We start from the raw sequence: 24276 nt of genomic DNA, 5'->3' as shown, positions 1-24276 counted from the left end.
GCCGGCCCCGGCCTCCCTCGGTACCGCCGCGCCCGCCCGCTCACCCCTGAACCGGGAGGAGCTGGGGCGGCTCTACCGGCGCCGCCTCAACAAGGGCCGGGCCGTCCTGGGCGAGATGTTCGGCGGCCACATCGAGACCGAGTCGCGCGGGGCCTGGGTGTACACCTCCGAGGGCCGCGGGTTCCTCAACTGCGGTGGCTACGGGGTGCTGTTGATGGGCGCCCGGCACCCCACGGTGGTCCGGTACGTCTCCGAGCAACTGCACCGGCACCCCGTCGCGACCCGGGTGTTCCTGGAGCCGCAGGCCGCGCTGGCCGCCGACGCGCTGGTGGCGGTCGCCCCGCCCGGACTGGAACGGGTGCACTTCGCGGGCTCGGGCGCCGAGGCCGTCGAATGCGCCATCAAGATGGCCCGCACCCAGGACAAACGGCATCTCGTCGCCACCGTGGACGGCTACCACGGCAAGACCATGGGCGCCCTCAGCCTGACCGGCCGCGACGTCTTCCGCGACCCCTTCGGCCCCCTGCTGCCGGACGTGGATCATGTCGCCTACGGTGACGCCACGGCCCTGGAGGAAGTCCTGGCCCGGCATCCGGGCGAGTGCTGTGTCGTGGTCGAGCCGGTCCAGGGCGAGGCCGGCGTGGTCGTCCCGCCGGACGGCTACCTCACCCGGGTACAGGAGCTGTGCCGCAGCCACGGCGCGTTCTTCGTGCTCGACGAGGTGCAGACAGGCCTCGGCCGGCTCGGCGCCTGGTGGGGCGCCGACCGGGAACGGATCACCCCGGACGCGCTGCTCGTCGGCAAGGGGCTCAGCGGCGGGATCGTCCCGGTCTCGGCCGTGGTCGCCACCCCGGCGGCCTTCGCGGTCTTCGACCGGGACCCGTATCTGCACACCTCGACGTTCTCCGGGGCGCCGCTCGCCATGGCGGCGGCCCAAGGGGCGCTCGCCGCGATCCACGAGGACGGTCTCGTCGAGCGGGCCCGGGTTCTCGGCGACGAACTGCTCGCCTCGCTGGGGGAGATCGCCCGCGGCCACTACGGCGACGGACTGCGCGAGGTGCGCGGCCGGGGCCTGCTGCTGGGCTTCGAGTTCGTCCGGCCCGGCGCGGCCGGAGACCTGCTGATCGAGCTCGTGGAACAGGGCGTCATCGCCAACCACTCGCTCAACTCGGACCACGTGCTGCGGCTCACCCCGCCCGCCGTGCTGTCCCGTTCCGAAACGGACTTCCTGTACGAGGCCTTCGACCGCGCGTGCGGCAGGCAGGCCTCCGCCTACTCGCTCTCGTCGGAAGGTGGCGACGGCCATGCGTAGTGCCCATGTGACCCTCGGAGTGCCGGGGGTGAGTCCTCAGGCCGCTTTCGCCCGGGTGAAGGACTTCGCCGCCTACCCCGATCTCGTAGACGTCGTACGGTCCGTGACGGTCCGTCACACCAGCGACACGGACGAGTCCAGCGACTGGGAGGTGTACTTCCGCAACGGCATCCTGCGCTGGACCGAGACCGACCGGTTCGATCCGGCGGCGCTGACCATCGTCTTCGAGCAGATCGACGGCGACTTCGAGGAATTCTCCGGGAGTTGGGTGATCGCCGCCGACGGCGACGGCTGCCGGATCGCCTTCGACACCGCCTTCGACTTCGGCATCCCCTCCCTCGCCGGGATTCTCGACCCGGTGGCGGAGCGGGTGTTCAAGGAGACCATCGCCCGCGTGGTGCGGGGACTGTTCCCGAACGCCGAGGTGATCGGCGACGAGGCCGTAGCCAGGGCACTGGCCGCCGTCCTGGCGGCGGCAGCCCCGGTGGGAGGAGCACGCTGATGGACGCCAAGAACCTCTTCGAGACGCCGACCACGGCGAAACTGCACCGCGCCGAGTACGCCCTGGGCCTGGTGGTGGCCGCCGTACTGTTCTTCGACCACCTGGGAGACGTGTCCTGGCCGGCCTTCATCGGCCTGTTCCTCTACATCGACCTGATCGGCTACATCCCCGGAGCGATCGCCTACCACCGCAGTACGACCAAGGACATCTCCAAGGTCTACTACGTGCTCTACAACGTCATGCACAGCCTCGTCACCGAAGGTCTCGTGGCCCTGGTGTGGATCTGGGCGTTCGGTGCCGAGTGGGCGCTGCTCGCCCTGCCGATCCATCTCTTCGGCGACCGTGCCCTGTTCGGGAACTTCCTCAAGAGCTTCCGGCTGCCGTTCGAGCCGGTCGAGGACCCCGGGTACCTGCGCTTCCGCGCCGGGTTCGAGGGCAAGGAGGAGCGGCTCGCCCCCGTGTCCGCCCACCTGGACGCGAGGACGTCATGAGGGAGACCCTCGCCGCCGAGCGGCGGACGGGCACCGCGGCCGGCGCGCAGCAGACGCGGGCCACCGTCCGCCGCCTGGCGACCGGTGTCGCGGTACTGACCTGCGGCGATCCCGACACCGTCGAAGGGGTCACGGTGAGCACGGTGGCGCTCGCGTCCATGGAGCCGCCGATCATCTCCGTGGCCCTGCGGGAGGACAGCCGGGGTCTGCGGTCCCTGCTGGCACGCGACCGCTTCGTCGTCAACGGCCTCGCGTCCGGACAGGCCTTCCTCGCCGACCACTTCGCCTCGAAGAAGCGCCCCCGGGGACTGGCCCAACTGCCGTCCGATACCTGGGCGGGACTGAGCTCGCACGGGGTGCCCCGGCTGAAGGACGCCGTCGCCTGGCTGGAGTGCCACATCCTGCGCAGCACCGCCGTCGGCGACCACCGGGTGATCTTCGCCGGTGTCTCCTGCGGCTCCCGGAGCACCGGGACCCCACTGGTCAACTTCGCCGAGGAACTGAGCCCCGGCCGTGCCGCCGTCCGCCCGCTGTCCGTGGAAAGGGATCGATGACCGTGTCCAGCACGCCACCCGAAGCCGACTGGGAGCACGCGCCCTCACTCGTCGACGGCGCCATGAACCTGGAACTGACCGCCGACTCCTGCGATCTGCGCTACTGGCTGCGGTCCGTGCCGCAGGGCACGCTGCGCGGCCATCCCCTCGGCCACCCCGACGACGTACGACCGTTGCCGGTGATGGCCGAGCCGGGGCCGCTGAACAGCGCGCTCAGCCAGGAACTGGCCTTCCGCTCCATCGCGGAGGAGAAGGCCACCCGTGCCATCGCGTACATGGTGGCGGTGGCCCCCGACAACGCCTCGCTGGAGTTCTACTCGACGCAACTGCTCGACGAGGCACGGCACGCGATGGTCTTCCGGCGCCATCTTCTGTCGCTCGGCATCGCCGAGGACGACCTGTGGACGGCGATCGACCGGCTGGCCGCCGCCGACAGCGAGCGCATCCTGGTGCCGCTGGAGGAGTTCGGCCTGCGCGCCCTGCGCGACCGGCGGGACTTCATCGGTGGCGTCGTGATCCTCACGGTGCTCGTCGAGGGGGTTCTCGCCCCCTCCGCGGAACTGAGCGAGCGCAAGTGGCGGGTCTTCGATCCGGCGGCGGCCGACATCGAGCGCGGCGCGGGCATCGACGAGATCCGGCACCTCACCGTCGGCAGCTCCATCGCCCGGGAGCACCTGCTGCGCCACCCCGAGGACAAGCCGCGGATCCTGGAGCTGATCCAGGAGGGGTACGCCCTGTGGGAGAAGCTGCCCTCGCAGGATCTGGTGATGCGCCGCGAGGAGCTGTTCCAGCAGGGCCTCGAACGGCACGGCGAACTGGTCGGCGACTACGAGGCCTGGCCGGGGCGGCGGCTGGTCGACACCACCGCCGAGGAGCGGGCCGGGACGGCGCACGAATGGGCGGACAGGATGCAGCGCGCGCGGCTCGCCTACATGGGCCTCGAGGAAGCCCTGTGACCGCTCGGGCCGCAGTCGTGTGCGGACTCGGTTCCTGGCTGCCGCCCAGGGCGGTCACCAACGACGAGCTCGCCCGGGAACTCGACACCTCGGACGCCTGGATCCGCACGCGCACCGGCATCGGCGCCCGCCACATCCTCGACGAGGAGCTCGCCACCTCGGACCTCGCCGTCGAGGCGGGGGCGCGGGCGCTGAAGTCCGCGTCGGACATCGCGGTGGACGCGGTCGTGCTGGCCACGGCGACCCCCGACCACCCCCTCCCGGCGACCGCGCCCCGCGTCGCGGCCCGGCTCGGGCTCGGCCCGGTCCCGGCGTTCGACGTGGCCGCCGTCTGCACCGGTTTCCTCTACGGGCTGGCGACCGCGGCCGGGTTCATCGCCGCCGGGTCCGCCGACTCCGTCCTGGTCATCGGCGCGGACGCGTTCTCCCGCATCCTCGACCCCGGTGACCGCTCCACCCGGTCCATCTTCGGTGACGGCGCCGGAGCGGTCGTACTGCGGGCGGGCCGGCCGGACGAACCCGGTGCGCTCGGCCCCTTCCAGCTCGGCTCCGACGGATCGGCGGACGACCTGATCCAGGTGCCCTCCGGCGGGTCCCGCGACCCGTTCCGGGCGGCGACGGCCGCACAGAGCGACCCCTACTTCCGGATGGCGGGCCGGGCCGTGTTCCGGCACGCGGTGGAATCCATGGCCGAGTCCTCCGAACAGGCCCTGCGCGGCGCGGGCTGGTCGGTGGCGGACGTGGACCTGCTCGTCGCCCACCAGGCCAACGTACGGATCATGCACGCCCTGGCCGACTGGATGGGCGTGGAACGGGAGCGGTGCGCGATCCACCTCGACCGCGTCGGCAACACCTCGGCCGCCTCCGTGCCGCTGGCCCTCGCCGACGCCGTCGCGAGCGGCACGCTGCGCCCCGGCCACCGGGTGCTGATGACCGCGTTCGGCGGCGGGCTGACCTGGGGGGCCTGCACGGTCCGCTGGCCGGCCGTCGAGGCGTACTGAACCGCACCCCTCGTACGCCACCGACCGGGCACCGCCCACCACCTCGTACGCCACTGATCACCGCATATCCCACCGACCACCTCGTACATCACCGGCCGACCGGCACATCACGACGGACAACCGAGGAGAGGCATCCCATGAGTGACACGAGCGATCGTCTGGTCGCCCTGCTGGTGCGGGTCTGCGGCCTGGAGGCCGACGAGATCTCGCCCGAAGTGACCTTCCGCAAACTCGAAGTGGACTCGCTCGCCCTGGTCGAACTGGGCCTGGCGGCCCAGCAGGAGTTCGGCGTCCCCATCAAGGACGACGAGCTGGAACTGGACGCCACGGTGGCCGACGCGGCGGCGATGGTGGAGAAGAAGCTGGCCGCCGGGCAGCCGGGAGTGACGGGCTGATGCCGGACGTCAGGCCCCCGTTCGCCGCCGCGGTCACCGGGATCGGCATGGTGACCGCGGCGGGCATCGGCACCGCCGCCTCCTGGACGCGCATCCTGCGGGGCGAGACGACGGAGGCGAGCGAGGTACCCGCGCTGGCGGGCACCCGCGCCGACTTCGGCTGTCATGTGCCCGGCTTCGACCCGGCGAAGGCCCTGGGCCGGCGCAAGGCCTGGCGTCTCGACCGCAGCAGCCAGTTCGCGCTGGCCGCCGCGGCCGAGGCGCTGGCCGACGCCGGCCTGGACACGGCCGTGTGGGACGGCGCCCGGGTCGGCGTGGTCATCGGCAGCGGCATCGGAGGAGCGGCCACCTGGGAGAAGCAGCACCACGTGCTGCTCGACCAGGGCTTCGACCAGGTCTCCCCGATGCTGATTCCGATGCTCGCTGTGAACATGACGGCCGGTTACATCGCCATGGAGTGCGGGGCCCGGGGTCCCAACCTGGTGACGTCCACCGCCTGCGCCTCCGGCACCACCGCGATCGGCACGGCTCGCGAACTGCTGCGCGCCGGCACCTGCGATGTCGTCATCACCGGCGGCACCGAGGCCTGCCTGATCCCCTCGATCGTCGCCGGGTTCAGCCAGATGGGCGCGCTCTCCGCCCGCCGCGACGCCCCGGCCAACGCCTCGCGCCCCTTCGACGTGGACCGGGACGGGTTCGTACCCGCCGAGGGAGCGACCGTGCTGGTCCTGGAGCGGCCCGCGGACGTTCGGGCGCGCGGCGGTTCGGTCCACGCGCTGATCAGCGGGTACGGCGCCAGCGCCGACGCCCATCACGCCACGGCTCCCGATCCGGACGGCCGCGGCGCGGAACTGGCGCTGCGCACGGCCCTGGCCGACGCGGGGGTCGGCGCCGACGAGATCGGGCACGTCAACGCCCATGGCACCGCGACACCGCTCAACGACGTCACGGAGGCCCGAATGCTGCGCCGGGTGCTGGGCGACGGTCCGGCGGTCACGTCCGTGAAGGGTGTGGTCGGCCACTCGCTGGGGGCGGCCGGCGCCATCGAGGCGGCCGTCACCGCGCTCACGCTGGAGCACCGGCTCGTGCCGCCCACCGCGAACCTGCAGAGTCTGGATCCGGCGATCGAGATCGACGTCGTGGCCAAGGCTCCCCGTGATCTCACGGGCGAGCTGGCGGTCAGCACCTCGTTCGGGTTCGGCGGCCAGAACGCGGTGCTGGTTCTCGGGCGGGCCTGAGGGCCAGGGCACCCGCCGCGATCACCGTACCGGGAAGCGGAGGTCAGGTCTGGGAGAGGATCTCGCTGAAGACACGCCTGAGCTGGGGCGAGGGTTCGATGCCCAGTTCCCGCACCAGGCGTTGGCGGGTACGGCTGTACACGTTGATCGCCTCGCCCTGCCGTCCGGAGCGGCACAGTGCGGCCATCAGCTGCCGGCAGAAGTGCTCGCGCAGGGGATAGCGCATGTGGAGCCGCTCGGCCTCCGGGATGACCGCCTGGTGGAGACCGAGGTCGAGCTGGGCGTCGATCCTGCGCTCGTGCGCGATCAGCCGGCTCTCCTCCAGGTGGGTGTAGGCCATGCGGCAGATCATGCCCTGGCCGGTGTCGAACAGCGCGGGTCCCCGCCACAGGGCGAGCGCGCTGTTCAGCGTCCGGATGACCGCTCCGGGGTCCTCTTCGAGCAGTGGCGCCGCGGACTCCACGAGTGCGGTGAAGCGCAGCGCGTCGATGTGGTCGGCGGGGAGCTGCAACCGGTATCCGGCGGGTGTGGTCTGCACGACCCCGCGCAGGTTCTCCCTGCCGATCCGGGTGACGAGAATGCGCCGCAGCCGCGCGATATGTCCTTGCAGTGAATTTATTGCGTCCCGGGGCGGCCTCTCCGCCCAGAGTTCGTCGATCAGTTCGTCGCGGGAGACGACCTTTCCGCTGGACAGGGCGAGCGCCGCGACAATGGTCCGCAGCTTTTCACCCGGTATACGGAAGTGGATGTCGTCCTCGTCGATGATTTCCAGAGGTCCCAGCAGTTCAATCCGCACGGCCCGTCCTTTCTCTGTGCCAGGAGTTCGGATTGTTCAGGTGCGGTCCACGGCCTTTCGGTGTTCACCCCGGCCCTTCGCCGGGGTGAACACCCGTCTGTTTCAGTTCGTCCTCCGTGGCACGCGCCGTCCATTCGGTGAACGTCTCGTTCTCGTTCTCACGGCCCGCCAGGTAGGCGCGTGTCAGACGTTCGACGTAGTCGGGCAGTTCGGCCGCGGTGGTCTTCAGACCGCGCAGCTTCCTGCCGAAGCGGCCGTCCGCTCCGTCCCGCAGCGCGAGGCCGCCGCCGAGGTGCACCTGGAAGCCCTCGGTCTGGTTGCCGTCCGCGTCGGTCACGAGCTGTCCCTTGAGCCCGATGTCGGCGACCTGGGTGCGCGCGCAGGCGTTCGGGCAGCCGTTCACGTTGACGGTGATGTCCAACGCCTCCTCGGCGAGCCGCCGTTCGAGCTCGGCGACCAGCGTGGCCGCCCGCTCCTTGGTCTCGACGATCGCCAGCTTGCAGTACTCGATGCCGGTGCAGGCCATGGTGTTGCGCCGCCAGGACGACGGCTCGGCCTCCAGGCCGAGGGCGCGCAACTCCCCGACGAGCGAGGCCGGATCGGTCACGTCGAGCACCAGGATCTTCTGGTACGGGGTGAGCCGGACCCGCGTCGAGCCATGGGCTTCGGCCAGGTCGGCGAGCCGGGCCAGGACTGCGCCGGAGACCCGCCCGGCCACCGGTGCCGCTCCGACGAAGTAGCGCCCGTCGCGCTGCCGTCGGACCCCGATGTGGTCGAGGGGCGCGGGCGGCAGCACCGGGGCGGGGCCGTCGGTGAGCGGGCGGCGAAGGTACTCCTCCTCCAGTACTTTGCGCAGCCGCTCCACACCCCAGTCGGCCACCAGGTACTTCAGCCGTGCGCGGTTGCGCAGCCTGCGGTAGCCGTAGTCCCTGAACAGCCGGGTCACGGCCACCCACACCTCGGGCACGTCCTCCAACGGCACCCAGGCGCCCAGCCGTTCGGCCAGCCGCGGCGCCGTGGACAGTCCGCCGCCCACCCACGGGTCGAACCCCGGACCGTGCTCGGGATGGACGCTGCCGAGGAACGCCAGGTCGTTGATCTCGTACGGGATGTCGGGCAGCCAGCTCACCGCCGTCTTGTACTTGCGCGGCAGGTTGGACAGCGTGGGGTCGCCGATGTAGCGGGCCGTGATCTCCTCGATCGCCGGGGTGGCGTCGAGGAGTTCGTCCGCAGAGACGCCCGCGACCGGGCTGCCGACGACGACCCGGGGGCAGTCGCCGCACGCCTCGGTGGTCGACAGCCCGACCGCTTCGAGCCGGCGCCAGATCTCGGGGACGTCCTCGACGCGTACCCAGTGCAGCTGGATGTTCTGCCGGTCGGTGATGTCGGCGGTGCCGCGGGCCCAGCGGACCGAGATGTCGGCGACGGCGCGGAGCTGGCGCAGGTCCAGGCGTCCGCCGTCGATGCGGACGCGGAGCATGAAGTACTCGTCCTCCAGCTCCTCGGGGGCGAGGACGGCCGTGCGCCCGCCGTCGATCCCGGGGCGCCGCTGGGTGTACAGGCCCCACCAGCGCAGCCGGGAGCGCAGATCGTCCGGTTCGATGGAGGCGAAGCCGTGATGCGCGTAGATCCGCTCGACGCGCTCGCGCACCCGCAGCGGGTCCTCGTCCTTCTTGATCTCCTCGTTCCTGTTGAGGGGTTCGTGCTGTCCGTGGGCCCACTGGCCCTCGCCGTGCGAGCCCTCACGCCGGGCCCGCGGGGGGCGCGAGGCGGGCGCCGTGTCCGTCATGGTGTGCTGCCCTTCTCCGGCCTCGACCCGGCCGCGGAGAGCGGCTGGCCTCGGATCGTCATGGTTTCGGATCGTCATGGCGTCGGCTGTGTCAGCGGACCCGAGACCGGGGTGATCATTCCGCTGGTGAGCCAGTCCGCGCCCGTGTGCTGGTGCGCGGGCATGCCCGGGATGTACACCTCGGCCGCCGCGTACAGCAGGACCGGGCCGAAGTCGCCGCCCAACTGCCGCTGCCAGGCCTCGTATCCGGCGGCGCTGGGGATCTCTCCGGGGAACCGTCGGCTCAACGCGGACAGGTACCGCTCGGCGGCTGGGCCCCGCGGGTCGTACCGCAGCGGGATGAGCTGGCCCGCGGCGGGGCCGAGCACCGGCGGCGAGAGCAGCCAGGGCGCCAGGTAGGTGCCCTCGGCCCTGACCCGGCCCGACTCGACCTCCTTGACCTGGGACGCGGCGACCGCCCAGTCGGTGACCACGATCAGCGGAACCGCACCCTTGCCCGGCGCCACCACGGTGAGTCCCTCGCGGGCCGCGGCTTCGCGGACCACGGTGGCGGCGGCCCGGTCACGGGGTGAACCGTCGGCGCGCAGGGCGACGCTCCGTGCCCCGCGTCCCGCCACGAAACGCACGGTCGCCCGCAGCATGCCGGCGTCGGCGGTGGTGAGCCGGTCGGCTGGACACCCGGACCAGGGCCGCTCGCTGCTGGCGAGCAGCGCGCCCAGAGCCGCGGAGGCGCACTCCGGGCCGTCCGCGCCGCGCAGGGTGGCGGACTCCGCGGCCGGCCGGTGGCCGGTGTCGACGTCCAGCGACGCGGAGACGCCGTCGGCGGAGACGTACAGCCGCTGTGCGCCGGCCTTGAGGGTGACCCCCACCCAGGTGCGCTCCGAACCGCCGTGCCGTCGGCCGTCGGCGAGCCGTGCCGGGTCGGTGCCGGCGGACGCCACGTCCGCGGCGATGCCCACCAGGTTGAACCCGGGACGGTTCGGCACGACGAGGACCGGTACCCGCTGTGCCCCCGACCGGGCGGCGCTCAGCAGGGGTACACCGGGTTCGCCGACGGCGGTGGATCCGGAGTCGTGCGACGCGGTCATACCCACCAGCACGGACGTGACCACGATGACGGCGGAGGAGGCGAGTACGGTACGCCGTCGGCGCAGCCGCCCGTACCGCAGTTGCAGCATGATCAGGCCGATCCCGCACGTCAGGACGAACGCGCCCAGCAGGACGCCGTACAACGGCCGGAAGTCCTGCGCGGCCAGGACCAGGGGCCCGCGGCGGCCGACGGCCGCCGCGGACGACTGGATCGAGAAGGTGTTGCTCACCGCAGCACGCCGTCGCTCACGACGAACAGCACACCGTGGGGCCGAGCGTCACCGGTGTCGCCGTGCGGCCACGACGTCCGGTTGAAGCTGACGCACGGCTCGCCGGTGACCTCGTCGCGGAACCGCTTGTCCAGGGAGATCCCCGTCTTCCCGCCGAGGGTGAACATGCACACCCGGTGGTCGCCGTCGCCGCCGAAGGCGCCGGCCAGGAAGTAGTTGGCGGTGGCGATCCGCTTGACCTGGGTGGCCTCGCGGTACATGCCGTCCTTCCCCTGGGTGAAGTTGTCCATCGCGCCCCAGTGGGGTCCGCCGTCGGTGGTGTCCCGGATCGGGACGGTACCGACCAGGCCGGGACAGTCGCTCTCGTCGCCGCCCTTGTAGACCTCGTCGAGCTTGTCGATGGAGCACCGCGGGTCGTCGCCCGAGGCGAGCAGCTTGTGGATGTCCAGCACATAGACCATGCCGGTCGTCCGGTCGAGCGGCTCTCCGTAGGGCTTCGACGCGCCCATCACCGTGTGGAACAGGTAGCGGTCGTCCGGACTGACGGCCAGCCAGCTGGAGTTGTCGCCGCCACCGGTCACCGAGCCGTCGGGGGCGAAGGTCTGGTACGGCGTGGTGTCGTCCAGCACCTCCTTCCACTTCGGCTTCGTGGCCGTGATGTCCGGCGTGTAGAAGACCGCGCCGCCGGTCATCGAGGAGACGAACGCACCCTTGTGGCCGTGCTTGTTGGGCAGCGCCGTCTCCATGAGCACCCGGGACTCGCCGAAGATCGGGTCCTTCTCCTGGGCGAGCCGGGGACCGTCCGCGACCTTGGAGACGGACTTCAGCTTCGGGTCGGCCCGGTCGCTGATGTCCCAGACGCGGACCGTCTGCCGCGCGAGGTCCTCACGCAGTTCCACGTCGGGGGTCACGAAATTGCGTGCCTCGACGAAGTCGCTGGCGACCATGATGTTCATGTCCTCGCGTACGGCGATGCCGTGCGGGTTGGCGCAGCTCGCCTCCTTCAGCACCGGTACGTTGCCGCACTGGACCGGGTCCTCGCCGCCCTTCACGGCCGCGGGGATCTCGGAGACGGTCCGGCCGTCCTTGCCGAAGTAGACGATCTCGCCGGGCGAGCCCCCGGCACCGTTGCCCTCCCGCACCTCGCCGTTGGTGTAGGTGCACGGTCCGGTGATGTTCGGGCCGCCCATGTACGTGCCGTACGCGGTGCCGTCACGCAGCACCTGGTAGGCGTCCGGCAGCGTGCCGCACGGGGTGTCCGTGGGGACGTTCACGCCGACGAGCTTGACGGCCGGCAGGGCCTTCGTGTCGAACACGAACGTCGTGTCCGTCAGGATGCCGCCCGCGAACAGCCGGGCGCCCTTGTGCCAGAGGTACTGCATGTGGTGCGGCTCGTTGCCCTTGCCCGGCCCCATCGTCACCGTGTTGACGACCTCGCCGTAGTGCGGTGAGTCGGGTGTCGCGTCGATGACGGTGAGGAAGTCGGGCGTGGTGTGGTCCACCGGACCCGCCCAGGCGAGCAGCCACTCGCGCCCGTGTCCGCGCGCCTTGGCCAGCAGATGGTTGGTGGCGGTGTAGGTCGTTCCGTTGGACGCCGTGAACTCGGAGGTCCACGACGTGGCCGACTCCTGTGCCTGACCGGATCCGCCGAGGAGGGCAGTGGTCAGTCCTAAGGTCAGAAGAACCACGGACAAACGCCGTGAGAACCCTGTTCTTCGGAGCCTGGATAGTCTCATCGTGCAATTGCCCCTCTTCTGGAACTTGCGGTTCGGGTCCCCCGGTCGCAGGCATGCGCAATGGCCCCGGACCGAGGGGCTCTGGGCAAGGGATTTCCCGGATCTTCAAGGTGGGCCGCCGATGAGTCCCGCAGCGGCCCGCGAAATCCATCCGCGACTATCTCAAACACCGCTGACCGCACGCTGACACAGCGCTTGCGGCGCCGGACCGCGGAACGCATCAGCGCCGTGTCAGTGGCCTATCCGCGGCCGTTGCTAAGGTGACCGGCACTGCCGATCTCCGGAAAAGGGTATTTCCCTTCGAGGCTTTTACCGTCATCGAGAGAACCCTTTGTCACAGTGCTTCCGGACAGGAGAACCAATGACTGAACGCGAGTTGCTCCACCCCTGCCCGTACTGCGAGTACAAGGGGCTCTTCCGGGCCGGTGAGGGGCATGACACCTGGAAATGCGGCGCGTGCGAGCGCGCGTTCAGCTTCTCGTTCCTCCGGCTGCTCGGACTCGTGGCGCTGGGCGTCGGCCAGGGAGCGGCGAATGAAGGGCGCTGACACCGGCCGTTCCGGCGAACTCCGGTTGCTCGCCGGGCGGATGGGGCGTGACCTGGAGGACGCGTCGGCGCTGGAGGTCCTCAGGTGGGCGGTGGACACGTTCGGGTCGAGGTTCTGTGTGACCTCGTCCATGGAGGACGCGGTCGTCGCGCATCTCGCCTCGCGCGCCAAGCCCGGCGTGGACGTGGTGTTCCTGGACACGGGTTACCACTTCCCGGAGACGATCGGTACCCGTGACGCGGTCGAGGCGGTGATGGACGTCAACGTCATCACCCTCACCCCGCGTCGGAGTGTGGCCGAGCAGGACGCGGAGCACGGGCCGAGGCTGCACGACCGTGACCCGGACCTGTGCTGCGCCCTGCGCAAGGTCAAGCCGCTGGAGGAGGGCCTGACCGCGTACGACGCGTGGGCGACCGGGCTGCGTCGCGACGAGTCCGAGACCCGGGCGAACACCCCGGTCGTGGGCTGGGACGAGAAGCGGCGGAAGGTCAAGGTCTCGCCGATCGCCCGCTGGACGCAGGCGGACGTGGACGCGTATGTCGCCGAACACGGCGTGTTGACCAACCCGTTGCTGACGGACGGTTACGCGTCCGTCGGCTGCGCGCCCTGCACCCGCCGGGTGCTGGAGGGCGAGGACGCGCGCGCCGGCCGCTGGGCGGGCCGGGCGAAGACCGAGTGCGGGCTGCACGGATGACGGACACGACGACGGCCGCGCCCGCCGCGGACCCCACGATTTCCCAGGAGCGGCAAGTGACGAGCGGAGCCACCGTCTGGCTCACGGGTCTGCCCAGTGCGGGCAGGACCACCATCGCCTGTGAACTGGCGGGCCGGCTGCGCGAGGAGGGCCACCGGGTGGAGGTCCTGGACGGCGACGCGGTCCACGCCCCGCTCGCGGAGCGGGGGCCGGTGTGAGCGCGCCGACCGCCGAAGTGACCCTGTTCCTTTCCCACTTGGACGCGCTGGAGTCCGAGGCCGTGCACATCTTCCGTGAGGTGGCGGGTGAGTTCGAGCGGCCGGTGATCCTGTTCTCCGGTGGCAAGGACTCGATCGTGATGCTGCACCTCGCGCTGAAGGCGTTCGCGCCGGCCGCGGTGCCCTTCACGCTGCTGCACGTGGACACCGGGCACAACTTCCCCGAGGTCCTCGAATACCGCGACCGGACGGTGGAGCGGCACGGCCTGCGGCTGCACGTGGCCTCGGTGCAGGACTACATCGACCGCGGTGTGCTGCGCGAGCGCCCGGACGGGACGCGCAACCCGCTGCAGACGCTGCCGCTGACCGAGAGGATCCAGTCCGAGCGCTTCGACGCCGTGTTCGGCGGCGGCCGCCGTGACGAGGAGAAGGCCCGCGCCAAGGAGCGGGTGTTCTCGCTGCGGGACGAGTTCTCGCAGTGGGACCCGCGCCGCCAGCGCCCCGAGCTGTGGCAGCTCTACAACGGCCGTCACGCGCCCGGCGAGCACGTGCGGGTGTTCCCGCTGTCCAACTGGACCGAGCTGGACGTGTGGCAGTACATCGCCCGCGAGGGCATCGAACTTCCCGACATCTACTTCGCGCACGAGCGTGAGGTGTTCCAGCGGTCGAACATGTGGCTGACCGCCGGTGAGTGGGGCGGCCCGAAGGACGGCGAGACGGTCGAGAAGCGGCTCGTCCGCTACCGGACCGTGGGTGACATGTCCTGCACCGGCGCCGTCGACTCCGAGGCGACCACGCTGGACGCCGTCATCACCGAGATCGCCGCCTCCCGGCTCACCGAGCGCGGTGCCACCCGCGCCGACGACAAGATGTCCGAGGCCGCGATGGAAGACCGCAAGCGCGAGGGGTACTTCTAGACATGACCGCTGACACGCTGCGTCTGGCCACCGCGGGTTCCGTCGACGACGGCAAGTCCACCCTGGTGGGGCGCCTCCTGCACGACTCGAAGTCCCTCCTCACCGACCAGTTGGAGGCCGTCGAGCACGCCTCCCGCAACCGCGGCCAGGCAGTGCCGGACCTCGCTCTGCTCACCGACGGCCTGCGCGCCGAACGCGAGCAGGGCATCACCATCGACGTCGCCTACCGCTACTTCGCCACCGCGCGCCGCCGGTTCATCCTCGCCGACACCCCCGGGCACGTTCAGTACACGCGGAACATGGTCACCGGCGCCTCCACCGCGGAGCTGACGGTGATCCTCGTCGACGCCCGCAATGGTGTGGTCGAGCAGACCCGTCGGCACGCGGCGATCGCCGCGCTGCTGCGCGTCCCGCACGTCGTCCTCGCCGTCAACAAGATGGACCTCGTCGAGTACAGGGAGTCCGTCTTCGCGGCGATCGCCGAGGAGTTCACGGCGTACGTGCTCGAACTGGGCGTCCCGGAAGTCACCGCGATCCCTGTTTCGGCGCTCGCCGGTGACAACGTGGTCGAGCCGTCCGCGAACATGGACTGGTACGGCGGCCCGACCGTCCTGGAGCACCTGGAGACGGTCGAGGTCGGCCACGGTCCGGCGCACTGCCACGCCCGGCTGCCCGTGCAGTACGTGATCCGCCCGGGGACCGCCGAACACCCGGACTACCGGGGCTACGCCGGTCAGATCGCCGCCGGTACCTTCCGCGTCGGCGAGGAGATCATCGTGCTGCCCTCGGGCCGCACCTCGACGATCTCCGGCATCGACCTGCTGGGCGAGCCGGTGGAGGCCGCCTGGACGACGCAGTCGGTGACCATGCTCCTGGCGGACGACCTCGACGTCTCACGCGGCGACCTGATCGCGCCCGGCAAGGACGCCCCGGCGACCACGCGGGACATCGAGGCGACCGTCTGCCATGTCGCCGACCAGCCGCTCACCGTCGGCCACCGGGTGCTGCTCAAGCACGGCACCCGCACGGTCAAGGCGATCGTCAAGGACATCCCGTCCCGGCTGACCCTGGACGACCTCTCGCTGCACCCGCACCCGGGCCGGCTCGTGGCCAACGACATCGGCCGCGTGAGCCTCCGCACCGCGGAACCACTGCCGGTGGACGCCTACGCCGACTCCCGGCGCACCGGTTCGTTCATCCTGATCGACCCGAGCGACGGCACCACACTCACCGCGGGCATGGCGGAGGCCGCCCCCGCCACGCACCCGCACCACTCTGCGACGACCTCAACCGGCCTGTGAGGCAAGGGAGTAGCCGTGCCAGCCCCACTCACCATCCGTTCCGCGAGGCGATGTCTCCCCGTAGTCCTTCTCTCCGTGCTCGCCGCCGCGAGCTGCGGCTACGGCTCCCAGGCCGAGGACGCGGGCCGCCCGGCCGTCCTCGCGACCGGCGCGAAGATCGGCGGAGTGGACCAGGTGCGGATCGGATACTTCCCGAACATCACCCATGCCACCGCCCTCGTCGGTCTCCAACAAGGCTTCTTCCAGAAGGAGTTGGGGGGAACGAAGATCAGGACCCAGGCGTTCGACGCGGGTCCCTCCGAGATCGAGGCGTTGAACGGGGGCGCGATCGACATCGGCTGGATCGGCCCGTCACCCGCCATCAACGGCTACACCAGGTCCAACGGCACCAGTCTGCGGATCATCTCGGGCTCGGCCTCGGGCGGCGTCAGCCTGGTGGTGAACCCCCGGAAGATCGGTTCACCGGCTGCGCTCAAAGGCCGGACGATCGCCTCGCCGCAGCTCGGCAACACCCAGGACGTGGCCCTCCTCGACTACCTCGCGCGCCGGGGCCTCAAGGTCGACGCCCGGAGCGGGCGGGGAGACGTGAAGGTCCAGCGCGTCGACAACAAGGAGATCCCCGCCCTCTTCGAACGGGGCGACCTCGACGGGGCCTGGGTGCCGGAACCGACGGCGGCCCGGCTGGTCGCTGCCGGGGGCAGGGTCCTGGTGGACGAGAAGAAGCTCTGGAAGGACGGGCGGTTCGTCATCACGAACATGATCGTCTCCCAGCGGTTCCTGAAACGACATCGCGATGTCGTGGAGGCACTGCTGCGCGGTTCCGTGCGCACCAACGCCTGGATCAACGCCCATCCCGAGCAGGCGAAGGCCTCCGTCGACAGGAGACTGAAGGCCGACTCGGGCAAGGAACTGCCGCCGAAGGTACTGGACATGGCCTTCGACCACGTCCAGATCCTCGACGACCCGCTCGCCGCCACCTTGCGCGAGGAAGCGGCCCACGCGGTCGCGGCCGGGCTGCTCCAGAACCCGCTGCTCGACCGCATCTACGACCTCCGGCCCCTCAACAAGGCCCTCAGAGCCGCGGGACGGCCCGCGGTCGACGACGCCGGCCTCGGCGCCGACTGACCGGAAGGCGACACTCATGGCCACCCACCTCGTCAAACGGACTCCCGAGTCCGCCCGTGACGCGCCGCTCCCCGCCGCGCGGCTCGACCGTGTGTCGAAGTCGTTCGGCCGGCCGGCCGGTCAGCCCGTGCTGGACGACATCACCCTCGATGTGGCGACCGGAGAGTTCGTCACGCTGCTGGGCGCCTCGGGGTGCGGCAAATCGACGCTGCTCAACCTGGTCGCCGGTCTCGACGAGCCGACCCGCGGGACGATCGGCGTGCCCGGCGGGCGCCCGGCCCTGATGTTCCAGGAACACGCCCTCTTTCCCTGGCTGACCGCGGGCAAGAACATCGAACTGGCGCTGCGCATGCGCGGCCTGCCCAGGGCGGAGCGGCGCCCGGAGGCGGAGCGGCTCCTCGAACTCGTCCGGCTGAAGGGGTCGTACGGCAAGCGGGTGCACGAGCTGTCCGGTGGTATGCGGCAGCGGGTGGCACTCGCGCGGGCCCTCGCCCAGGACAGCCGGCTGCTGCTGATGGACGAGCCGTTCGCCGCCCTGGACGCGATCACCCGGGACGTACTGCACGACGAACTGACCCGCGTCTGGGCGGAGACCGGACTGTCGGTCCTCTTCGTCACGCACAACGTCCGTGAGGCCGTGCGGCTCGCGCAGCGCGTGGTCCTGCTCACCTCCCGCCCCGGGCGCATCGCCCGGCAATGGACGGTGGACATCGCGCAGCCCCGCCGGATCGAGGACTCCGCGGTCGCCGAACTCTCCGTGGAGATCACCGAGGAACTGCGAGGGGAGATCCGCCGCCATGGCAGGCAGTGAGACCGAGGACACGAGCGGTCTGGCCGGGCTCGAAGCGGGACTCGACGCGCTGGAGAGGCCCACCGCCACCGCACGGACCCCGTTCGCGGGCCGGGTCCTGTCCACCGTGCTCCCGCCCCTGTGCACCGTCGCTCTGATCATCGGCGCCTGGCAGCTCGCCGCCGTCATGGATCTCAAGCCCGATCACGTCCTGCCCGGTCCGCTCGACGTGGCCCGGTCCATCCGGCAGTTGTGGCTGGAGGGCACGCTGTTCGGCTATGTGTGGACCAGCGTCTCCCGAGGGGCGCTCGGCTTCTGCATGTCGATCGCGATCGGCACACCGCTCGGTCTCGCGGTCGCGCGGATCAGGCCCGTCCGGGCGGCGATCGGGCCGATCCTGTCGGGTTTGCAGTCGCTGCCGTCGGTGGCCTGGGTACCGGCCGCGATGATCTGGTTCGGGCTCACCGACACCACCGTGTACGCGGTCGTGCTGCTCGGCGCCGTGCCCTCCATCGCCAACGGCCTGGTCGCGGGCGTCGATCAGACCCCGCCGCTGTATCTGCGCGCGGGCCGGGTCGTCGGCGCCACCGGACTGGCCTCGGTCCGCCATGTACTTCTCCCCGCCGCGCTCCCCGGCTTTCTCGCGGGACTCAAGCAGGGCTGGGCGTTCGCCTGGCGCTCCCTGATGGCCGCCGAACTGATCGCCAGCTCGCCCGATCTCGGCACTGGTCTCGGCCAGTTGCTGGAGAACTTCCGGACCTACAGCGACATGTCGGGCGTGCTCGCCACGATCATCCTCATCCTGCTGGTCGGTATCGGCATCGACGTACTGGTCTTCTCCCCGCTGGAACGGCGTGTCCTGCGCAGCCGAGGTCTGTTCGAGCGGGCGTTGTGATCCCGGTGCAGCCCGTGCTGCTCGCCGTCGCCCACGGCAGCCGCGATCCGCGGCACGCCAAGACGCTGCGCGCCCTTGCGGGGCGGGTGCGCGCCCGGCGACCGGGGCTGCGGGTGGAGATCGCGTTCCTGGACTTCGACGTCCCCTCGGTGCAGGGGGTGTTGACGGCGCTGGCGAGTGAGGTGCGGCGCGCGGGACCGGGGGAGGCGCGGGTGGCGCGCGAAGTCGTCGCGGTACCACTGCTGTTGAGTCGCGCCTTCCACGCCAGGGCGGACATCCCGGCGCTGCTGCGGCAGTCGCCGCCGGAGCTGCGGATCGAGCAGGCCGCTGTCCTCGGACCCGCGCCGCCGCTGTCGCGGGCTCTCGAACGACGGCTGTACGAGGCCGGGTTGACGCCCGGAGACAAGTCCTCGACCGGGCTGGTGCTGGCCTCGGCGGGAACCTCCGATCCGGAGGCGAACGCGGTGATCGCGGAAATCGCGCGGGAGTGGCGGCGCACCGGCTGGTGCGCCGTGCGACCCGCGTTCGCCTCCCTGCCCGCCGACGAGCCGCCGGCCGTCGGTGGTTCCGGCGCCGTCGGCGCCGGAACCGCGTGGGCCGTGCGACGGCTGCGTGCCCTGGGCTGTGCCCGGGTGGCGGTCGCCTGCTACGTCCTGGCTCCCGGGTTCCTGACCGACCGCATAGCGCGGGGTGCCGCGCGGGCCGATCTCGTCGCGCCGGTGCTCGGCGACGCCCCGGAAGTGGTGGAGACGGTCCTGCACCGGTTCGATCAGGCCTGTTCACGTCCGCGCGTCACGGCTTTTGTGCCGTGACGCGGCAGGGCTCACATCCCCATCCGGCCGGAGTGCCCCACGGGTTCGCCGAGCAGCTCGGGGTCGTGGGTGAGGATGGCCTTCTCGTAGCGGCGCAGCGCGGGTGTCGGTTCGACCCCCAGGTCGTCGACCAGGTTGCGCCGGCACTTGCGGTAGACGCCGAGCGCGTCCCGCTGGCGTCCGCAGCGGTAGAGCGCCCCCATGAGGAGCATGCAGAGTTTCTCGTTCGTGGGGTTCTGCTCGTACGCCTCCGCCAGTTCCGGAAGAATGCGGGCATGCGAGCCGGACTTCAGCTCCAACTCGAAGAGCAGGGTGAGTGCCGCGTTCTTGGCCTCCACGTACCGGGCCGCGACAGCCTGGCAGAGGGGTCCGACACGAAGGCCGCCGAATACCGGGCCGCTCCAGAACGCCAGTGCCCGACGTAGTTCACGTACGTCCTGGCCCGGGTCCGTCGACGCGCCGTCCGCGACGGTTCGCCTCACACGATCGACGGTGTCCATGAAGACATGCGCGTCGAGTTCCTGTCGGCCGACCGAGAACAGATAGCCCGAGGGCGTCGTGATCACCCGTGATCCGGGCCGCTCGGGTTCGAGCAGCGCCAGACTCCTGCGGATCCTGCTCACTTGGGCCTGGAGCGCGTTCTGCACCTTGGACGGTGGATTGCCGCCCCACAGTTCGAGGATGAGCGAGTCCACGGTGACGAGCTCGCCCCGTGAGACGAGAAGCGCCGCGAGCAACAGCTGCTGCATGGCGCCGGCGAGCTGGAACACCCGGTCACGGGCGCGTACTTCGACGTGACCTAGCACGGAGAAAAACAACATGGAATGCCCCCCGCCACAGAAAAACGACGGCATACGACCCGCCCATCGGGCAATGGCCGGACATTCCTGTATCTGAACTCCGGTAATTCTCCCGGAATGAAAAACGCCGGACAAGGTCCGGCGGTCTCGACCCCTGACATCACGAATCCCCCCGTTTATGCAGTGCCGTTCGATGCCCGCGGAAAGGGGCCGGATCGGCCCGAATCGCGAGACATGCAGATCAATCGACCTCTAACCGAACTTCAGAACGATGATATTTAGCCACTGTTTGGCCCGTCAACGGAGGTGGGGAACTTGGCGAGTTATGGCACCTCGCGCCTCCTCCCGCCGTGCGATTGTGAGGGTTCGCGTGTCCTGGGGCGTAATGCAGCCGCAGGGTTCATCCCCCGGATCCGGCGGGCCCGCCGGAGCGGAACGCGCCCCATGGACCGCACCACGACCCGGCGCGCGCCGGATGCCCGCCGGCTCCGGGGGCGGTGCCGCGGCCGCCGTGACCGCGTTGTCGCATCCGATCAACAGCTCGTGATCCAGGACCACTTGCCCATCTCCCGCCTCCCGATGCCGGCAGGACACCGGACTCGGAGGTACGAGATCCGAACGCCACGAGAAATTGTGCGGCGCGGGGGACTCGATCTCCACTGGCGGTGGGTGCGAAGGGCACCCGGGGACGAGAAGTTCCTGCCCGGCCGAGAAGTCGGCCGTCGAACAATCCGTCCTCGCCGGTGGAGGAAACGCCCGCAGGAGAGCCGGACGACGCACGGCAACGGCGGTCATGGAAGGGCTTCTTGGGGAACCGGACTGAAGGGAGCCGACAGTGCCGTGAAGAATACCAAGATGTTGAATCCGGCAGCAATCCCGCGCTTGTCGCGGAGTACCCGGGCCGCGGTGGCTCCGGCCGGCGGTGAATTGAGGCGAGGCGGAGGCGTCCGAGGGCTTCCCGGGTTCCGGTACGGAGTCCTGCGCCGGCCGCCGGGCCGCAGAAATCCGGTCGTGTTCGCGGTGAGCGGGTCGGTGGGGAGGGGAGAGGGCGCTCGTCCCGCGCTTCGGCGGGCCGACGGAACGCATGAGCACGCCGATCGGTGTTCCCGGGACCCAGTGACCTGCGGCGCGACCCGGCCGAGCGGGACGCGTCGCGTCAGTGCGTCGCCCTCGGCCGGTACGGGCGGAAGAACGCCCGTAGTTCCTCCGCGTACAGCTCGGGCTCCTCGAACGGGGCGAAGTGGCCGCCGCGGGCCGGTTCGGTGACACGCGTGAGGTTCGTCGTGCGCTCCAGCCACGCCCGCGGCGGGCGGACCATGTCGCCGGGGAAGATCGAGAAGCCGGAGGGCACCTCCACCCGGCGGGCGAGCTGCGCGGGCGGGATAGCCCCGTTCGCGCGGTACATCCGCATCGACGAACCGATCGTCCCCGTGAGCCAGTACAGCGTCACGTTCGTGAGGATCTCGTCCTTCGAGAACGACCGCTCGACATCGCCGTCGCAGTCGCTCCACGCCCGGAGCTTCTCGACGATCCAGGCGGCGAGCCCGGCCGGCGAGTCCGTGAGCCCCACGGCGGCGGTCTGCGGCTTCGTGCGATGCATGGCGGCGTACGCACCCTCCGTACCGCCCCAGACCCCCGCGCCCTCCATCCACGCGCGCTCCTCGGGCGTGAGCTCGGCGGGGTCGCCGGTGAACACGGGAAGGCCCCCGTCCATGCGGTGGACGGCCACGACGCGGTCGGGGTGGTCGAGTGCGAGGTAGCGGCTCACATGACTGCCGATGTCACCGCCGGCCGCGCCGAAGCGCCGGTAGCCGAGGACACCCATGAGCTCGGCCCACAGACCGGCCACCGAGACGGAGTCCAGCGGCGGTCCGGTGGGCCGGTCGGAGTATCCGTAGCCAGGCATGTCGGGCACGACCACGTCGAACGCGTCCGCGGGGTCGCCCCCGTGCGCGCCGGGATCGGTCAGCAGCGGGATGACCTTCGTGTACCGCCAGAACGAGTCCGGCCAGCCGTGGCTGAGCACCAGCGGCAGGACCGGCCCGGCCGGTGCGACGGCTCGGGCGTGCACGAAGTGGATCCCGAGACCGCCGACCGGGACGCGGAAACGGGGAAGCCGCGCGAGCTCCGCCTCCCGCGCCGGCCAGTCGAAGCCGTCGGCCCAGTAGGCGACGAGCTCGCGGAGATAGCCGACATCGGTCCCGAGCGACCAGCCGGCGTCCTCGGGGGCGTCCGGCCAGCGCGTTCCGCGCAGTCGTGAGCGGAGGTCGTCGAGCACGGACGGGTCGGTCCGCGGACTGAACGGCTCGGGGCGGGGCGGGGCATCAGACATGCGTCGCATCCTAGGGAGCGGGCCGGGCCGGTTCCCGAACGCGCCGAGCGGGCGTGGCGCCCTCCCGCGAAGCGCGAATCCGCGGCCCGCCTCCTTCGCCGGTACGGGCCGGCCTCGACGGCACGGCGCCGCGGCCGGGTTGCCGTCCTCCATCAGGAGAGTGTCCGCACAGCCGCACAGCCGCACAGCCGCACAGCCGCGCCGGTACGACCGGACAGCCGCGTCCCGGTGAATCCGAGGCGGAGGGGCGGCGTACAACCTTCGTGGTCCTGCGCGGGTCTTGTGGGGCACCGGGCGTCCACAGCCCGGTCGAGCGCTCACCACCGTCCCGAGGGGTCCGCCTTGTCCTCCCGAAAGCTTCGCCTGCCTGTGGTCGCCGCCGCCGTCGCCCTGTCCGCCACGGGGGTGGCGCCCGCTGCGGCCTCGCCGCAGGACGTCTCCGCGGGTGTCCTCGCGGCCACCGCGACGGGGTCGGTGCGCGCCGACTTCGACGGTGACGGATACCTCGACGTGGCGATCGGCGCCCCGGGCGGCACCGTCAACGGCAGGGCCGGAGCAGGGTACTTCGCCGTCGTCTACGGCATGGGCAAGGGCCCGGACGGCGTCAAGCGCCAGCTCGTCAGCCAGGACCGCTACGGAATCCCCGGCACGGCGGAGGCCGGTGACCGCTTCGGCAGCGACCTCACGGCCGCGGACCTGGACGGCGACGGTTTCACCGACCTGGTCGTCGGGTCTCCCGGCGAGGACGTGGGCAGCGCCCGTGACGTCGGACGGCAGACCGTCCTGTGGGGCAGCGTGGGCGGACTCGCCACCGCCGCCGTCGTCGGGGAGGGCAGGAACGCGACCCGGGCCGGTGACTTCGACGGGGACGGACACCTGGACCTGGCGACGGCCTACGAGACCCGGTACGGCCCCATCAGCCGGACCGGCGCCGCGGCCCGCACCGGACCCCTCGTGGACCTGGACGTCCACGTCTACGCCATGGCGGCGGGTGACGTGGACGGAGACGGCACGACCGACCTGGTCGTCAGCAGTGGTTCGTGGGACTCGGACGACGGCGGCGCGGTCCCGCCCCCTCGGCTCCAACTGCTGCGAGGCACCCACGACGGTCTGGTGGCGGGGCCGCTCATAGCCGCGCCCGACACCGTCTCCGCCGACAGCATCGCCCTCGGCGACGTCGACCACGACGGGCGCCAGGACGTCGTCTTCGGCCGCAGTACCGCCGGCGGCGGCGGCCTCGTGGGGGTGGTGCGGGGCACGGCGAACGGGTTCGCGGCGCGGGCCACCCTGATCGGCCAGGACACCCCCGGTGTCCCCGGTACGGGGGAGAGCGGCGACCGGTTCGGCACCGACGTCTCCGTCGGCGACGTCACCGGCGACGGCTACGCCGACGTCGTCGCCGGAGTGCCCGGCGAGGACCACGCCGGGCGGACCGACGCCGGCACCTTCGCCGTCCTGCGGGGGAGCCGGGCGGGCCTCACCGGCACCGCGGTCCAGGTCTTCAGCCAGAACACGGCAGGAGTGCCCGGTACGGCGGAGAACGGTGACGCCTTCGGCGGCCGCACGGCCGTCGTCGGCGGGTACGTCGTCGTCTCGGCGCCGAAGGAGAACAGCGGTTCCGGGGGCGTCTGGGTCTTCCCGGGCACCGCCTCGGGCGTCACCGCGACCGGAGCGGTGAGCTACGGACCGCACACCCTCGCGGCGCCCGTCACCGGCGCGGCCCTCGGCGCCGCCTTCCAGCGCTGAGCCCGGCGCG

General features: G+C 71.2%; 23 protein-coding genes and 1 pseudogene. 18 read left to right on the top strand and 6 right to left on the bottom strand.

Features of this window, described 5'->3' with window-relative positions; translation table 11 throughout:
• Nucleotides 1–115 precede the first annotated feature (115 nt).
• The 8 genes from OHT01_RS04065 (at nt 116) to OHT01_RS04030 (ending at nt 6449) form a co-directional block, all read left to right on the top strand.
• Nucleotides 116–1312, top strand: a complete 1197-nt coding sequence (locus OHT01_RS04065; RefSeq protein ID WP_328551721.1) for an aspartate aminotransferase family protein — start codon at nt 116–118, stop codon at nt 1310–1312.
• Complete coding sequence (locus OHT01_RS04060; RefSeq protein ID WP_328551720.1) at nt 1305–1814, top strand: type II toxin-antitoxin system RatA family toxin; 510 nt, start codon at nt 1305–1307, stop codon at nt 1812–1814. Before OHT01_RS04065 ends, OHT01_RS04060 begins: the two co-directional genes overlap by 8 nt.
• A complete protein-coding gene (locus OHT01_RS04055; protein WP_328551719.1) occupies nt 1814–2305 on the top strand; it encodes a hypothetical protein in 492 nt (163 codons plus the stop codon). Before OHT01_RS04060 ends, OHT01_RS04055 begins: the two co-directional genes overlap by 1 nt.
• Complete coding sequence (locus tag OHT01_RS04050; protein ID WP_328551718.1) at nt 2302–2859, top strand: flavin reductase family protein; 558 nt, start codon at nt 2302–2304, stop codon at nt 2857–2859. Before OHT01_RS04055 ends, OHT01_RS04050 begins: the two co-directional genes overlap by 4 nt.
• The gene (locus tag OHT01_RS04045) at nt 2856–3815 is read left to right on the top strand and encodes a VlmB-like protein (RefSeq protein WP_328551717.1); all 960 of its coding nucleotides are present in this window, start codon (nt 2856–2858) and stop codon (nt 3813–3815) included. The genes OHT01_RS04050 and OHT01_RS04045 overlap by 4 nt, the downstream gene beginning before the upstream one ends.
• On the top strand, nt 3812–4816 hold the full coding sequence (locus OHT01_RS04040; RefSeq protein ID WP_328551716.1) for a beta-ketoacyl-ACP synthase III: 1005 nt from the start codon (nt 3812–3814) through the stop codon (nt 4814–4816). The genes OHT01_RS04045 and OHT01_RS04040 overlap by 4 nt, the downstream gene beginning before the upstream one ends.
• Nucleotides 4817–4953: 137 nt before the next feature.
• Nucleotides 4954–5211, top strand: coding sequence for an acyl carrier protein (locus OHT01_RS04035; protein ID WP_328551715.1), 258 nt, complete (start codon nt 4954–4956; stop codon nt 5209–5211).
• Nucleotides 5211–6449, top strand: coding sequence for a beta-ketoacyl-[acyl-carrier-protein] synthase family protein (locus OHT01_RS04030; protein WP_328551714.1), 1239 nt, complete (start codon nt 5211–5213; stop codon nt 6447–6449). Before OHT01_RS04035 ends, OHT01_RS04030 begins: the two co-directional genes overlap by 1 nt.
• 43 nt (nt 6450–6492) lie before the next feature.
• On the opposite strand, the gene OHT01_RS04025 is transcribed toward OHT01_RS04030, so the two are convergent.
• The 4 genes from OHT01_RS04025 to OHT01_RS04010 form a co-directional block, all read right to left on the bottom strand.
• Nucleotides 6493–7245: an AfsR/SARP family transcriptional regulator gene (locus OHT01_RS04025; protein WP_328551713.1), complete on the bottom strand. Its 753-nt coding sequence runs from the start codon at nt 7243–7245 to the stop codon at nt 6493–6495.
• A 64-nt stretch (nt 7246–7309) separates the two neighbouring features.
• Nucleotides 7310–9034, bottom strand: a complete 1725-nt coding sequence (locus OHT01_RS04020; protein WP_328551712.1) for a nitrite/sulfite reductase — start codon at nt 9032–9034, stop codon at nt 7310–7312.
• 74 nt (nt 9035–9108) lie between these two features.
• The gene (locus tag OHT01_RS04015) at nt 9109–10353 is read right to left on the bottom strand and encodes a hypothetical protein (RefSeq protein ID WP_328551711.1); all 1245 of its coding nucleotides are present in this window, start codon (nt 10351–10353) and stop codon (nt 9109–9111) included.
• Complete coding sequence (locus OHT01_RS04010; RefSeq protein WP_328551710.1) at nt 10350–12041, bottom strand: hypothetical protein; 1692 nt, start codon at nt 12039–12041, stop codon at nt 10350–10352. Before OHT01_RS04010 ends, OHT01_RS04015 begins: the two co-directional genes overlap by 4 nt.
• Nucleotides 12042–12450: 409 nt before the next feature.
• On the opposite strand from OHT01_RS04010, the gene OHT01_RS04005 reads away from it, so the two are divergent.
• The 9 genes and pseudogenes from OHT01_RS04005 (at nt 12451) to OHT01_RS03965 (ending at nt 19388) form a co-directional block, all read left to right on the top strand.
• Nucleotides 12451–12636 carry a hypothetical protein gene (locus tag OHT01_RS04005; protein WP_328551709.1) on the top strand — a complete coding sequence of 62 codons (186 nt, stop codon included), beginning with the start codon at nt 12451–12453 and terminating at the stop codon, nt 12634–12636.
• Nucleotides 12623–13330 carry a phosphoadenylyl-sulfate reductase gene (locus OHT01_RS04000; protein ID WP_328551708.1) on the top strand — a complete coding sequence of 236 codons (708 nt, stop codon included), beginning with the start codon at nt 12623–12625 and terminating at the stop codon, nt 13328–13330. Before OHT01_RS04005 ends, OHT01_RS04000 begins: the two co-directional genes overlap by 14 nt.
• Nucleotides 13327–13515, top strand: a pseudogene (locus tag OHT01_RS03995) (adenylyl-sulfate kinase); the annotation flags it as partial. The gene OHT01_RS04000 and the pseudogene OHT01_RS03995, both read left to right, overlap by 4 nt.
• Nucleotides 13516–13544: 29 nt before the next feature.
• Nucleotides 13545–14465: a sulfate adenylyltransferase subunit CysD gene (gene cysD / locus OHT01_RS03990; protein WP_328551707.1), complete on the top strand. Its 921-nt coding sequence runs from the start codon at nt 13545–13547 to the stop codon at nt 14463–14465.
• A gap of 2 nt (nt 14466–14467) precedes the next feature.
• A complete protein-coding gene (locus OHT01_RS03985) occupies nt 14468–15766 on the top strand; it encodes a sulfate adenylyltransferase subunit 1 (protein WP_328551706.1) in 1299 nt (432 codons plus the stop codon).
• A gap of 15 nt (nt 15767–15781) precedes the next feature.
• Nucleotides 15782–16891: an aliphatic sulfonate ABC transporter substrate-binding protein gene (locus OHT01_RS03980; protein WP_328551705.1), complete on the top strand. Its 1110-nt coding sequence runs from the start codon at nt 15782–15784 to the stop codon at nt 16889–16891.
• A gap of 16 nt (nt 16892–16907) precedes the next feature.
• Nucleotides 16908–17702 carry an ABC transporter ATP-binding protein gene (locus OHT01_RS03975; protein ID WP_328551704.1) on the top strand — a complete coding sequence of 265 codons (795 nt, stop codon included), beginning with the start codon at nt 16908–16910 and terminating at the stop codon, nt 17700–17702.
• Nucleotides 17689–18576: an ABC transporter permease gene (locus OHT01_RS03970; protein WP_328551703.1), complete on the top strand. Its 888-nt coding sequence runs from the start codon at nt 17689–17691 to the stop codon at nt 18574–18576. Before OHT01_RS03975 ends, OHT01_RS03970 begins: the two co-directional genes overlap by 14 nt.
• On the top strand, nt 18576–19388 hold the full coding sequence (locus tag OHT01_RS03965) for a sirohydrochlorin chelatase (protein WP_328558016.1): 813 nt from the start codon (nt 18576–18578) through the stop codon (nt 19386–19388). Before OHT01_RS03970 ends, OHT01_RS03965 begins: the two co-directional genes overlap by 1 nt.
• Nucleotides 19389–19399: 11 nt before the next feature.
• Here OHT01_RS03965 and OHT01_RS03960 read toward each other — a convergent pair whose 3' ends face one another.
• Both OHT01_RS03960 and OHT01_RS03955 read right to left on the bottom strand, forming a co-directional pair.
• Nucleotides 19400–20209 (bottom strand): AfsR/SARP family transcriptional regulator, encoded by an 810-nt coding sequence (locus OHT01_RS03960; RefSeq protein WP_328551702.1) that lies wholly within the window; start codon nt 20207–20209, stop codon nt 19400–19402.
• A 1135-nt stretch (nt 20210–21344) separates the two neighbouring features.
• Nucleotides 21345–22520, bottom strand: a complete 1176-nt coding sequence (locus tag OHT01_RS03955) for an epoxide hydrolase family protein (protein ID WP_328551701.1) — start codon at nt 22518–22520, stop codon at nt 21345–21347.
• Between the two features lie 342 nt (nt 22521–22862).
• On the opposite strand from OHT01_RS03955, the gene OHT01_RS03950 reads away from it, so the two are divergent.
• The gene (locus OHT01_RS03950) at nt 22863–24266 is read left to right on the top strand and encodes an FG-GAP-like repeat-containing protein (protein WP_328551700.1); all 1404 of its coding nucleotides are present in this window, start codon (nt 22863–22865) and stop codon (nt 24264–24266) included.
• Nucleotides 24267–24276: the final 10 nt, after the last annotated feature.

The sequence above is a fragment of the Streptomyces sp. NBC_00358 genome, assembly GCF_036099295.1.
GTDB lineage: Bacteria > Actinomycetota > Actinomycetes > Streptomycetales > Streptomycetaceae > Streptomyces.
Note: the sequence above shows the minus strand (reverse complement) of the source record. Positions and strands in the feature narration are given on the sequence as shown.

Bases quoted from the DNA above. Each gene is read 5' to 3' on its own strand.
- OHT01_RS04065 (WP_328551721.1), top strand. From the start codon at position 116: ATGTTCGGCGGCCACATCGAGACCGAGTCGCGCGGGGCCTGGGTGTAC.
- OHT01_RS04060 (WP_328551720.1), top strand. From the start codon at position 1,305: ATGCGTAGTGCCCATGTGACCCTCGGAGTGCCGGGGGTGAGTCCTCAG.
- OHT01_RS04055 (WP_328551719.1), top strand. From the start codon at position 1,814: ATGGACGCCAAGAACCTCTTCGAGACGCCGACCACGGCGAAACTGCAC.
- OHT01_RS04050 (WP_328551718.1), top strand. From the start codon at position 2,302: ATGAGGGAGACCCTCGCCGCCGAGCGGCGGACGGGCACCGCGGCCGGC.
- OHT01_RS04045 (WP_328551717.1), top strand. From the start codon at position 2,856: ATGACCGTGTCCAGCACGCCACCCGAAGCCGACTGGGAGCACGCGCCC.
- OHT01_RS04035 (WP_328551715.1), top strand. From the start codon at position 4,954: ATGAGTGACACGAGCGATCGTCTGGTCGCCCTGCTGGTGCGGGTCTGC.
- OHT01_RS04030 (WP_328551714.1), top strand. From the start codon at position 5,211: ATGCCGGACGTCAGGCCCCCGTTCGCCGCCGCGGTCACCGGGATCGGC.
- OHT01_RS04020 (WP_328551712.1), bottom strand. From the start codon at position 9,034: ATGACGGACACGGCGCCCGCCTCGCGCCCCCCGCGGGCCCGGCGTGAG.
- OHT01_RS04005 (WP_328551709.1), top strand. From the start codon at position 12,451: ATGACTGAACGCGAGTTGCTCCACCCCTGCCCGTACTGCGAGTACAAG.
- OHT01_RS04000 (WP_328551708.1), top strand. From the start codon at position 12,623: ATGAAGGGCGCTGACACCGGCCGTTCCGGCGAACTCCGGTTGCTCGCC.
- OHT01_RS03985 (WP_328551706.1), top strand. From the start codon at position 14,468: ATGACCGCTGACACGCTGCGTCTGGCCACCGCGGGTTCCGTCGACGAC.
- OHT01_RS03975 (WP_328551704.1), top strand. From the start codon at position 16,908: ATGGCCACCCACCTCGTCAAACGGACTCCCGAGTCCGCCCGTGACGCG.
- OHT01_RS03970 (WP_328551703.1), top strand. From the start codon at position 17,689: ATGGCAGGCAGTGAGACCGAGGACACGAGCGGTCTGGCCGGGCTCGAA.
- OHT01_RS03960 (WP_328551702.1), bottom strand. From the start codon at position 20,209: ATGTTGTTTTTCTCCGTGCTAGGTCACGTCGAAGTACGCGCCCGTGAC.
- OHT01_RS03955 (WP_328551701.1), bottom strand. From the start codon at position 22,520: ATGTCTGATGCCCCGCCCCGCCCCGAGCCGTTCAGTCCGCGGACCGAC.